Below are 11,992 nucleotides of genomic sequence, written 5' to 3' on the forward strand. Positions count from 1 at the left end.
GGTCAACATGAGATCGGTGCGCACGGCCGCTCACCCCGTCGCTGTGAGGTGGACCACCCGTGGGTATGCCCAGGAGAGTTCACAGTGGCAGCACTCGCCGGCAGGCCACCAGGATCGCGCGGGGCAGACCAGATCGGAACACACATCAACGAGTGATGAGAATTACGAGAGCGCGGTGACAACCCACGCTGGCCCGCAGTCCGTGGCCTTGGGCTTACTCGAGGACCACATGAGCCACTGTGTTATTGCCGTTGTCGCTGCTGGCGCCGAAGAAGGCGACGCCGAGATCAAGGAAGCGTCAACCGCAATCGCACGACTGGTCCGCTCCTAACTCACCAGCCAGCGTCGAGCCGCCGGCAGCATCGACGATCGATGACGGATGTGGCGGCGCATCCAGTGCCGCCTTCGGCCTATGAGAGGCCTACCACTCTGTGTACGGCACACTCGAGAAAGTGACCAGAAACGAACCGAAAACCGCGTGGCGTGACCAGAGCCGGACCGTGTATATCCGTGCCAGCGCGCACAGTAACCACATCAAAATGGTGTAAATTCGCGGCATTCTGCCCTACCGGGCGTGGGCGGCACCGCCGAGACGACTTCAGTCGTTCCCGGTTCGCGTCCGGGCACCTCAGCACTACCCCTGAGTTTTCATCAAACCCAGCGATTTGCGTGTTTCCCGTCACACTGTTCGCACCGGGGACACTCGATCGCTGTCGTCGGCATAGTATCTGTGCACGACGTCAGGGCACACGGGAAGGCTCTTCCCATGACGAGTGGAGAGTGACATGGTGACTGCGCGCCGAGGAGTGCCGGAGGTTGACGCGATCGTGGTCGGTTCCGGGCCCAACGGCCTCGCCGCCGCGGTCACTCTCGCCCGGGCCGGATTCTCTGTGCGCGTCTACGAGAAGTCCGCCGGCGTCGGTGGCGGCGCCGCGACCGCGGAACTGACCCTGCCGGGCTTCCACCACGATGTCTGCTCCGCCGTGCACCCACTCGCGCTGGCTTCGGAGTTCTTCCAACGATTCGGGCTCGCGGATCGGATCGAACTGGCAATTCCCGATGTTTCCTACGGCCACCCGCTGCCGGGCGGCACCGCCGGCCTCGCCTACCGCAGCTTGACGCGCACCGTCGCCGAACTGGGCAGGGACGGCGCGGCCTGGAATCGGTTGTTCGCGCCCCTCGTGGCGCATGCCGAGCAGGTCGCGCAGTTCACCGGTGCGCAGCTCTTGCGACTGCCGAAGCATCCGATCACCGCACTGCGCTTCGGCTTACGCTCCCTCGAACAGGGCAGCCCGCTCTGGGACCTGCGCTTCTCAGGCGATGCCGCTCCTGCCCTGCTCTCCGGCGTTAGCGCCCATACGATCAGGTCGATGCCGAGCATCGTCACGGCCGGTGCGGGCCTCACCCTCGCCACGTATGCGCACGCGGGCGGCTGGCCGATACCGGTCGGCGGCAGCGGCGCGATCGTGACCGCGCTGGTCGACGATCTGCTCGCTCACGGCGGTGAGATCGTCACGTCGACCGAGGTGCGGCGGCTGAGCGAACTGCCGCCGGCCCGCGTGGTGATGCTTGACCTGACGCCGCGTGCGCTTCTACGACTCGCCGAGGGCGAGCTTCCCGGCGCCTACGCCCGACGGTTGCGCGCCTTCCGGTACGGAAACGGCGTCGCCAAGGTCGACTTCGCACTTTCGGGTCCGGTGCCCTGGCAGGCAGCCGGGGTGCGGGCGGCTGGCACCGTGCACGTGGGCGGCACTCGGGCTCAGATCCGGCGAGCCGAGAACACCGTTGCGCGGGGCGGACACGCCGAAGAGCCGTATGTTCTCGTGTCCCAGCCCAGCGGCACCGACCCCAGTCGCGCGCCGGCCGGTCAGCACACTCTGTGGGCGTACACCCATGTTCCGCGCGGCTCAACCATCGACCAGACCGAAGCGATTGTGCGCCAGATCGAGCGCTATGCCCCGGGTTTCCGTGACACGATCCTGGCCAGCGCCGGTCGCACCGCGACGGAGATGGAACGGCTCAATCCCAATTACGTCGGCGGTGACATCTCGGCCGGCGAGGTGAGTCTGACGCAACTCGTGCGCCGCCCGGTACTCTCCACTGACCCCTGGCGCACCCCCCTGAGCGGCGTGTACCTGTGCTCGTCGTCCACACCGCCGGGCCCCGGCGTGCACGGCCTGGCCGGCTGGTACGCGGCCCTGAGCGCTCTTCGACACGACCTCGGGGTGCGCACAGCCCCCGATCTTTCCCCGACCAACCTGAAATAGGTGACACAGTGGCCGTGAACTACCGCACCATGAGCTGTCCGCCCGAGAACGTCTTCGCCGTCCTCGCTGCTGGCTGTACCCGGGCTGGGTCGTCGGAGCCTCCCGCATGCGGGCTGTCGACACGGCCTGGCCGACGGCCGGAAGCTCCATCCATCACTCGGTGGGCGTCTGGCCGGCTCTGATCGACGACTCCACTTCTGCTCTGGAGTGGGAACCACCCAGGCACGCGCTGTTCACGGCCCGTGGCTGGCCGATCGGGGAGGCCCACGTGGCCCTCGATGTGAAGGCACGAGGTGGCGGATGCGTCGTGCGCATCACCGAGGACGCCACCGCCTGCCCCGGCCGGTTCGTGCCCTCCTTCCTGCGCGTCCCGGCCATCAGTGTGCGAAACGTGGAGACTTTGCGCCGGCTCGCTTTCCTATGCGATTGAGTCGACCGCGTTGCAATGGTGGTCCGTCTATTCGCTGCTTTCGGTTCGTCGCGGATGGCACAGCGACTGTCAGGCCGATGGGGAGAAGGCGTCGAGGGAGTGACGTGCGATCGGGTTGCAGTCGAGGGCGCAGCCGAGATCTTCCGGTGCCGCAGGCGCGTCGATGTCCCTCATCGTGTTTTACGCCCCGGTCGCAGTGGCGACGTCGACCAGTCCGACTGAACACGAGCACGACGGCGGTGGAGAGGGTGTTCATCATCCGCGGAACGCCGAGTTCGGGACGGAGTCCTCCATCCGTGAAACGGCACCGCCGACAGCGATCAGTGCGCACTCCTCTCACACCACCGCAAGCGCCCGTGAACATCAGTAGGGACGATTTCTGTCATCGGACGACTCTCAGGATCAGCCCGGTCGGGCGTCTAGGATCGAAAGTCCACGACGTCCTGGAGGAATCCTATGAAGTGCCCAAATGACTCAACCACCCTCGTGATGAGCGAACGCAGTGGCGTGGAAATCGACTACTGCCCCGAATGCCGCGGCGTGTGGCTGGACCGCGGCGAACTCGACAAGATCCTCGACCGCGCGGAAAAGGAAGCCGCCCAGGCGGCGCCGGTCCCGCCGGTCGCCGGGACACCGGTTCAGCCGTATCCGGACACCCGCAACCGCCCGCAGTATGGCGAGCGCGACCGGAGTTATGACGACCGAGACCGTGGCTACGACAACCGTGACGGATACCGTCCCAAGAAAAAGGAGAACTGGCTCGGCGAACTCTTCGGTTAGACGTTCGCGGGGGTCACCCGCTCACGGCTCGGCGTCTCTATTTGTGAGCAACCTCCCAGCGGGATTCCGAGCGACTGTCAGAGCCCCGGCGTAACATCAGGGTATGAACCATTTCGGAACAGGTCGTTGATCGTGTCACGCAATTCAACCCGGTGGCTTCCTGCCATCGTCGTTCCGGTTGTCATCGTCGCCGGTGTCATCGCCGTGCCTCTGCAAGCCGGTGCAACCGTCGATCTGCCTGATAAAACGCCCGAGCAAGTGCTCCTCATGGTCAGTGACAGCACCATCAGCGCCTTCTCCGGCACCGTCGACAAAACAGCCGAGCTGGGACTACCCGACATCGACCTGAACGCTGGCATGTCCGATTCCATGAGCGACTCGATGGCCGAGTCCGCACCGGAAGGTACGACCGAAGCGGGGGCGGCGGCCACCGGAGCGCTCGCCTCCGTGATGGAACTCTTCAGTGGCTCGCACACGGCCCGCATTTACGTGGACGGCAGCGACTCCGACGGCCCCGCGAAAGCCCGGGTGCAGATCCAGGACCGAATGGCCGAACGCAACGTGGTGAGCAACGGCACGGACGTCTGGACTTACGACTCCGAGACCAACACCGCCAGCCACCTGACCATCCCCGCCGACGCCCGGGCCATCGCTGAGGCGAAGTACGCCGCGATAGTTGACTCTGCCCCGGCTGGCCTGTCGACGCCCTCGCAGGTTGCCGAGCGTTTTTTGAGCGAGATTGACCCGAGCACCACAGTCTCGGTCGGCACCGACGGCACCGTGGCCGGTCGCACAGCCTACGAGCTGGTGCTCACCCCCAAGGCCACACGGACCCTGGTCGAATCGGTGTCTATCTCGGTCGACTCTGAGACGGGGGTGCCGCTGCAGGTCACCGTGCGCGCCGACGGCCAGGAAGACCCGGCTTTTCAGGTCGGCTTCACCGCCGTCGATTTCAGCACCCCGTCCGCCGATTTGTTCGACTTCACCCCGCCAGCCGGCGCCACCGTCGAAGAGGTCGCCCTTCCGGTCATGCCCGAGATAACCGAGATGACCGCCGACCAGGAAAAGCCTGAGATTCCGGCCGAGAATCTTCCCCTCGTAACGGGAAGCGGCTGGGACGCCATCGTCGAGGTGCCCGCGGCATCCGTTCCGTCCGAACTCAACGCCAACCCGCTCATCTTGGAACTGGCGACCGCGGTCGACGGTGGGCGACTATTCTCGACAGCCCTGGTCAACGTGTTCCTGACCGATGACGGCCGTGTCTTCGCCGGATCCGTTCCGGTGGAGATGCTCCAGGCCGCCGCAGCCCAGTGATCACGACACAGTGACAGCCGCAACCCCGGCTCCCGATCTCGCGATCGAGAGCCGGGGTCTCACCAAGCGCTTCGGCGAGCAGATCGCCGTAAACGAGATCGATCTCGCCGTTCCGCGCGGAGCGGTCTTCGGATTCCTCGGGCCGAACGGCTCCGGTAAGACCACCAGCATTCGCATGCTACTCGGCCTGACGCAGGCCAGCAGCGGGCAGATCAGGGTGCTGGGGCAGAGCATGCCCGACAGCCTGCACGAGGTGCTACCGCGGGTGGGCGCCCTCGTGGAGGGGCCGGCGTTCTACCCATTCCTCTCCGGGGCCGCCAACCTGCACCGGCTCGACACCGCCGACCGCAACGCGCCGTCTGGCACGCGAGGCGTCCGGGTCGAGCAGGCACTAGCGCGCGTGGGCCTGACCCACGCCGCCGGCAAGAAGGTGGCTGCCTACTCGCTGGGCATGAAGCAGCGCCTCGGCATCGCCAACGCGCTGCTGCAGCCGCGCGAGCTGCTCGTGCTCGACGAACCTACAAACGGGCTCGACCCGCAGGGCACCCGCGAGGTGCGCAGCCTGGTGCGGTCGCTCGCGGCCGAGGGCACCACGGTCTTCGTCTCGAGCCACCTGCTCGCCGAGGTGGAGCAGATGTGCACTCACGCGGCGGTGATGAGCGGCGGCAACCTCGTGGCCCAGGGCACGTTGGCCGACCTGCGCCACGTGGGCCAGACGCGGGTTCGCGTGCGCACACCGGATGCCGCCGCGGCCGCAGCCGTGCTGACCGGCCTCGGTCTGGCACCCGTGCACAGCGACGTGCCCGAGCAGGATCCCTGGGTCACGGCTCCGCTGCCTCGAGAAATGTCGGTCGACCTGACCGGACAGCCGGAGTCCATCGTCACGGCTCTCGTCGCCGGTGGTGTGCGCGTGCGCGGTTTCCTGATCGAGGAATCCAGCCTGGAAGAACGTTTCGTGGCCCTGACCGGAGAAGGTTTCGATGTCCTCCAATAGCGTGGCGAGCTCGAAGGAGTCGGGCAACGGCGTTCCGAGCAGGCGCCGATCAGCCGGACCGTCCCTGCTCGGCTCCGAGCTAACGGTGCTGTTCCGCCGCCGCCGCACCTGGGCGATGCTGGTCGCCATCGCTCTCATCCCCATCCTGCTCGCCGTCGCCGTGCGGCTTTCATCGGAGACCCTGTCACCGGGAGAGGGCCCGCCCTTCCTGGACCGGGTCACCCAGAACGGCCTGTTCGTGGCGTTCACCGCCATGATCGTGGCCATCCCGTTGTTCCTTCCGCTCACCATCGGCGTCGTCGCCGGCGACACCATCGCGGGGGAGGCCGGGCAGGGGACCCTGCGCTACCTGCTCGTGGCCCCGGCCGGGCGTTTGCGTCTGCTACTCGTCAAGTACGCCGGCGTCGCCGTGTTCTGCCTGGCCGCGACGCTGACCCTTGCGGTGGCCGGGACCCTGATCGGGGCCGCACTGTTCCCGGTTGGGCCGGTGACACTGCTCTCGGGCGATGTGATCAGCGTGCCGGAATCGCTGCTGCGCTCCGGGCTGATCTCGCTCTACGTGACAGTCTCGCTGCTCGGCTTCGCGGCGATCGGGTTGTTCATCTCCACCCTCACCGATGTTCCCGTGGGGGCGATGGCCGCCACGGTCGTGGTGTCGGTCGTCGTGCAGATCCTCGACGTGCTCCCGCAACTGTCGTGGCTGGATCCGTGGCTCTTCAGCCACTACTGGCTGGGCTTCGCCGACCTGTTGCGGCAGCCCATGGACCTGGGCTCGTTCGGCGACAACGTGCTCCTGCAGCTGGGGTACATCGCCGTGTTCGGTGCCCTGGCCTACGGCCGGTTCTCCACCAAAGACATCCTGTCCTGACTCTGTGTCCGGTCGAGACCACCACGCCCGAACAGCCGACGACGTTTGACCCCCGGATGCTCGACACCTGTCGATCAGGTCCGGCCCGCGGCCGCCGGGTGCAGGCTGAGGTGCGCCCCGGCTGCCACCCGGGTTCGGGGGACGCCCGCCCGAGGACGTAGCGTTGCTACTTCAGAACCCGAGTCGGGCCGCTTCACAACCGTGAGGCCCCAACGGGTTGACATGGTCGTCCTCTGGGGGGGCTGCGTCTGCGCCGTTTTGAGGAAGAAGCTCCATGCCTGAACGCACCACCGCGGTACCCGGACACTCACGTATCGGGGCCGGAGCCCGATACTCGCACGCGGATCCGAGCCTTGCTCGCTCGCTGAGCCGGCGGCACATCCAGATGCTCGCAATCGGCGGCACGATCGGAACCGGGCTGTTCATGGGCGCCGGCAAGACCATCTCCCTCGCCGGGCCGGCCGTGATCTTCGTCTACATGATCATCGGCTTCATGCTTTTCTTCGTGATGCGGGCCATGGGCGAGATCCTGCTGTCCAACCTGGACTACAAGTCGTTCAGCGACTTCGCCGGTGACCTGCTCGGCCCGTGGGCGAGCTTCTTCACCGGCTGGTCGTATTGGGCGTTCTGGGTGGTCACCGGCGTCGCCGACATCGTGGCCATCTCCGGCTACGTCGACGTGCTGGCACCGGGCACGCCGCTGTGGATCCCCGCGCTGCTCACTCCGGTTGTGTTGATCCTGCTCAACCTGCCGAGCGTCAAGGCGTTCGGTGAAGCCGAATTCTGGTTTGCGCTGATCAAGGTCGTCGCCATCGTGGCCCTGATCGGAACCGGCCTGGTGATGATCATTACGCACTTCACCTCCCCGTCGGGTGCCGTGGCCGGCTTCGAGAACATTTGGAACGACGGCGGGATGTTCCCGCATGGCGTCGCCGGCTTCGTGCTCGGCTTCCAGATCGCCATCTTCGCCTTTGCCGGAATCGAGCTTGTCGGCACCGCGGCCGCGGAGACGAAGGACCCGGAGAAGAACCTGCCCCGGGCCATCAACACCATCCCGCTGCGGCTGCTGCTCTTCTACGTGGGTGCCCTGGTGATCATCATGTCGGTCAACCCGTGGCGCACCATCGACCAAGGCAGCAGCCCTTTCATCGGTATGTTCGCCCTCGCCGGGCTGGGGGTCGCGGCCATCGTGGTCAACCTGGTCGTGCTCACCTCCGCCGCCTCGAGTGCCAACTCCGGCATCTACTCGACCTCCCGGATGGTCTACGGCCTCGCGCAGGACGGCAATGCCCCGAAGACCTTCGGCACGCTGAGCAGCCGCAAGGTGCCGAGAAACGCCCTGCTGTTCTCCTGCATATTCCTGCTGGCCGGGCTGGTGCTGCTGTACACGGGTGATTCCTTCATGGGCGCTTTCACGCTTGTCACCTCGGTGGCATCTGTGCTGACGATGTTCGTCTGGTCCATCATCATGGTCAGCTACCTCGCTTTCTTGCGCCGCCGTCCCCACCTGCACGTCGCCTCGAAATACAGGATGCCGGGCGCTCAGTTCATGCCCTGGGTCGTGCTGGCGTTCTTCGCCTTCATGCTCTGGGCCCTGGGCCAGGCTGACGACACGCGCCTCGCGCTGGTCGTGGCCCCGGTCTGGTTTCTGGCCCTCGGCGCCGCGTGGTACGTCAACCGCAAGGCGCCACTGCAGCAGGCCCGGATCGTGGAGTGGAAGGCCGACGTTCAAGCAGAGAAGGCCACGCTCGTCCGGCGCTAGATCCGCGGCCGCCGCGACCAGCGGTCTGCCTTCATCGCGAGGTGCAGTTCCAGCCGCACCTGGCCGCCCAGCGGGTCAGCGCCGATCAGGGTGCGGATCTTCGCCAGCCGGTTGTAGATGCTGCTGCGGTGCAGGTGCAGGGCCGCCGCGACATCCTGAACCGACCCGTCGGTGTCGTAGAGCAGTTCCAGCATCGGAAGCAACTCGTGGTTGTCGTCGAAGTCCCGCAGCTCGGCGAAGTGGACCGATTCCACGGGGGAAAGGTTGCGGCTGCTGGCCGCGAGGAATTGGTAGACGCCGATCTGGCGGAAATCGGCGATGGTGCCCAACCGGGCGTCGACGGTGGCGGCCTGCACCGCTTTGCGGGACTGGATGTAGGCATCCGGGAACCGTCTGAGATCGGTGAACACCTCGCTGAAGCCCATCAGGTCGGGGCGCTCGGGGGTGCCGCCGCGCCGGGCGAGTTCGGACCGATAGCGGTGAAGCATCTCGGTGTGCGCCACCTTGCCCGGTGAATCGCGCAGCAGCACAACCGCGTGGGTCTCGGTGCCGGCGCTGAACCGGGCCGCGTCGATGCCGACCGTGGCGTGCAGCGCCGAGATCCGCTGGAGCAGAACGCCGGCGGCGAAATCGGGCGTGGCCTCGCCGCCGTCGGCCTGCTCGACGGGGCGGGGCATCAGGGTGGCGAGATGCCACGGGCCGGTCGCATGAATCTGCGGCCAGCCCGCGATCTCCTCGATGGCGGATGTGTCCGCGTGGCAGGCCGCGAGGAATAGGGCCTCACGTTGACGGCGGTGCTCGGATTCGGCGGTGTTGGTGTCGAGCAGGGTCTCGGCCAGCCGGTCCAGCTGGCCGCGCACGGCGGGCAGCTCACGGAGGATCGCCTCCGGGGATTCGTCGTGCGACCCCTGCATCGCCCACAGGTAGCCGACCCGGAACCCCCGCACCATCAGCGGCACACAGACGCGGCCGAGCATGCCCAGCGCGGCGTTGGCGGGAACGGCGACGGGACGGACCGCTGTGCTGATTCCGTGCTGCAACTGCCAGGCGCTGACGTCGGCGGGCACCTTCTTGCTCAACAGGAAATTGACCCGCACGCTGTCGGCGAGCGGCTGGTCCCTGCTGTACGCCAGCAGGCCTCCGTCGAGGTCCTCGAGCGAGAGGGCGCGGTCCAGGCCGGCCGCGAGGTGTTCGACCAGGTCTTCGATTTCCGCGGTTCTCATTGGCTCAATGCTAGGGGGCCGGAGCAGGCCGGAAACGGACATCAGGCGACGCTTGCCGGGTTGACGCGCGACAACTGTCGAGTGACAAAGCGGTTCCCCATCTCGGTGACCGGTGCGGTCCGGAGCGAAGCCGACCGTGATCACCAGAAAAACCCCTGAAGGCGGGGCTTATTTATAGTGCGGTGGAGCCGTTGTCGGCATCGGGCTCCGCCGCTGGAGCGCAGGCCCGACGACGGCGTGCGGCTCGGGCCGAATTGCTGGATTTAGTCTTGACCCCGCTGCGGTTCACCGTCGAAAGTGGCGCCGCGGCCCCCTGTCACAAGTCCAACTGAGCAGTACTGAGCAACGGAGTCGGCCATGATCATCGGTGTACCCAAGGAAATCAAGAACAACGAATTCCGCGTAGCCATCACAGCCTCGGGCGTGCACGAGTTCCTGGCCGCCGGCCACACCGTGTTGGTCGAAAAGGGTGCCGGCCTTGGATCGCACATCAACGACGACGAATACCACGTGGCCGGCGCCGAGCTGGTCGACTCCGCCGACGAGATCTGGGCCCGCGCCGACATGGTGATGAAGGTCAAGGAACCGGTCGCTTCCGAGTACCACCGCTTCCGCGAGGGTCTGATCCTCTTCACCTACCTGCACCTGGCCGCCGAGCCTGACCTCACCCGCGCCCTGACCGAAGCCGGCGTCACCGCCATCGCCTACGAGACGGTGCAGACCGCCAACCGCGCGCTGCCGCTGCTGGCCCCGATGAGCGAGGTGGCCGGCCGACTGGCCGTGCAGGTCGGCGCGCAGTCCCTGATGGCCCCGGCCGGCGGCAAGGGCGTGCTGCTCGGCGGCGTGCCCGGGGTGCGCCCCGCGAAGGTCGTCGTGCTGGGCGCCGGCGTCGCCGGCACCAACGCGGCCGCCATGGCAATGGGCCTCGGCGCCGACGTCACGATCCTCGACATCAACATCGACCGGCTGCGCCAGCTCGACGCGCAGTACCAGGGCCGGCTGAAAACCGTCGCGTCCAACTCCTACGAGATCGAGAATGCCGTGACGGATGCCGACCTGGTCATCGGCTCCGTGCTGATCCCGGGCGCCAAGGCCCCGAAGCTGGTCACCAACGCCCTCGTGGCGCGCATGAAGTCCGGCTCCGTGCTGGTCGACATTGCCGTGGACCAGGGCGGCTGCTTCGAGGACACCCACGCCACCACGCACGAAAACCCCACCTACCGCGTTCACAACTCGATTTTTTACTGCGTCGCCAACATGCCCGGCGCCGTGCCGAACACGTCGACCTACGCGCTGACCAACGTCACCCTGCGGTACGCCCTCTCACTGGCCAACCTGGGCGTGAAGGCGGCGCTTGAGCGCGATGACGCCTTGGCCCTCGGACTGAACGTCGCCGCCGGAGCGGTCACGAACCGTTCCGTGTCCGAAGCCCACGGCCTGCCGCTGGCCGACTGGCGCGAGCTCGTCACCGCGTAGCACCGCGAGCGCTCCTGGCCTGCCGCCGGTCGTGCAACCGGTGGTCGGGCAGTGCTCGAGCTCCCCGAGACCCGGTGCGCCACCCCGCGCTGACTACAGAGATTTTCGCAACACGCCGCTCAGCCGGGCGCGAAAACCGGGTTGCCCGAAAATCTCCGAGATTCCGTCACGACGGATGCCCGTTGCGGACACTGCGACACTGCGGCGCACGTTAGCGGGGCGCCGGAACAGCCGTCCCCGTCAGGCGCTGCACCAGGGCGAGGGAGTGGTGCAGTAACTCTCCGGGGCTGCCGGTGAAGCCGCCGGAGAACCACTTCTGCATCGAGTAGCGCATGACACTGCCCGCGAGGGCGACGACCATTCTGGCCTCGTCGGCCAGATCGGGGGTGCCCGTCTCGGTGCGCCCCTGGGCGTGGAAGCGGTCGAGGACCAGCTGCACCAGATGCTCCTCCAGCTCCGCGATGCGGGACGTCTCCCCGGTGAGGAGTTCCGGGGTTCGCTCGATCAGCATCCTGCGGTTACGGAGGAGTTCCGTGTCGGGGGAGTGGTCGGCCACGGCGGCAGCGATCATTTCGACGAGGTCGCCCAGCACGTCCCGGCCGGTTCCGTGCACGAACGCCTGGTGTTCGGCATCCGTCGGCTGAGGCGGCGTACCGCCGAGGAACGCGCCGTCCTTCGTGCCGAAGTAGTTGAAGAAGGTGCGCGGCGAGACCACGGCCGCCTCGCAGATCATGTCGACCGTCACGTGGTCGTAGCCGTGCTCGAGGGCCAGCGAGATGGCGGCCCGCTCCAGCGCCGACTGGGTGGCCGCGCGCTTGCGGGCGCGCAGCCCCAGGTCGGCGGCGGGGCCGGCCGAACCGGGGCCGCTCGGGCCCGCA

10 protein-coding genes are annotated in these 11,992 nt (G+C 67.1%); 8 read left to right on the forward strand and 2 right to left on the reverse strand.

What is annotated here, in order from left to right:
* Positions 1 to 785 precede the first annotated feature (785 nt).
* From E3O62_RS15130 to E3O62_RS15160, 7 genes are all read left to right on the forward strand, one after another.
* Complete coding sequence (locus E3O62_RS15130) at positions 786 to 2,267, forward strand: NAD(P)/FAD-dependent oxidoreductase (protein WP_134399045.1); 1,482 nt, start codon at positions 786 to 788, stop codon at positions 2,265 to 2,267.
* Positions 2,268 to 2,373: 106 nt separating this feature from the next.
* The gene (locus E3O62_RS15135) at positions 2,374 to 2,697 is read left to right on the forward strand and encodes an SRPBCC family protein (protein ID WP_241973535.1); all 324 of its coding nucleotides are present in this window, start codon (positions 2,374 to 2,376) and stop codon (positions 2,695 to 2,697) included.
* 456 nt (positions 2,698 to 3,153) lie between these two features.
* Positions 3,154 to 3,477: a zf-TFIIB domain-containing protein gene (locus E3O62_RS15140; protein WP_134394185.1), complete on the forward strand. Its 324-nt coding sequence runs from the start codon at positions 3,154 to 3,156 to the stop codon at positions 3,475 to 3,477.
* Between the two features lie 132 nt (positions 3,478 to 3,609).
* Complete coding sequence (locus E3O62_RS15145; protein WP_134399046.1) at positions 3,610 to 4,791, forward strand: DUF2092 domain-containing protein; 1,182 nt, start codon at positions 3,610 to 3,612, stop codon at positions 4,789 to 4,791.
* Between the two features lie 10 nt (positions 4,792 to 4,801).
* A complete protein-coding gene (locus E3O62_RS15150; protein ID WP_241973536.1) occupies positions 4,802 to 5,785 on the forward strand; it encodes an ABC transporter ATP-binding protein in 984 nt (327 codons plus the stop codon).
* Entirely contained in the window at positions 5,772 to 6,653 is an 882-nt protein-coding gene (locus tag E3O62_RS15155) for an ABC transporter permease (protein WP_134399048.1), read from the forward strand. Before E3O62_RS15150 ends, E3O62_RS15155 begins: the two co-directional genes overlap by 14 nt.
* 274 nt (positions 6,654 to 6,927) lie before the next feature.
* The gene (locus E3O62_RS15160) at positions 6,928 to 8,415 is read left to right on the forward strand and encodes an amino acid permease (RefSeq protein WP_134399049.1); all 1,488 of its coding nucleotides are present in this window, start codon (positions 6,928 to 6,930) and stop codon (positions 8,413 to 8,415) included.
* On the opposite strand, the gene E3O62_RS15165 is transcribed toward E3O62_RS15160, so the two are convergent.
* Positions 8,412 to 9,638, reverse strand: coding sequence for a CdaR family transcriptional regulator (locus tag E3O62_RS15165; protein WP_134399050.1), 1,227 nt, complete (start codon positions 9,636 to 9,638; stop codon positions 8,412 to 8,414). The genes E3O62_RS15160 and E3O62_RS15165 overlap by 4 nt on opposite strands.
* Before the next feature lie 357 nt (positions 9,639 to 9,995).
* On the opposite strand from E3O62_RS15165, the gene ald reads away from it, so the two are divergent.
* Complete coding sequence (gene ald / locus E3O62_RS15170) at positions 9,996 to 11,114, forward strand: alanine dehydrogenase (protein ID WP_134399051.1); 1,119 nt, start codon at positions 9,996 to 9,998, stop codon at positions 11,112 to 11,114.
* 211 nt (positions 11,115 to 11,325) lie between these two features.
* Here ald and E3O62_RS15175 read toward each other — a convergent pair.
* Positions 11,326 to 11,992: TetR/AcrR family transcriptional regulator (locus E3O62_RS15175; RefSeq protein ID WP_134399052.1), on the reverse strand; the 667-nt coding region annotated here is incomplete at its 5' end.

It is taken from the genome of Cryobacterium sp. TMT2-15-1 (genome assembly GCF_004402345.1).
GTDB classification, from domain to species: Bacteria; Actinomycetota; Actinomycetes; order Actinomycetales; family Microbacteriaceae; genus Cryobacterium; species Cryobacterium sandaracinum.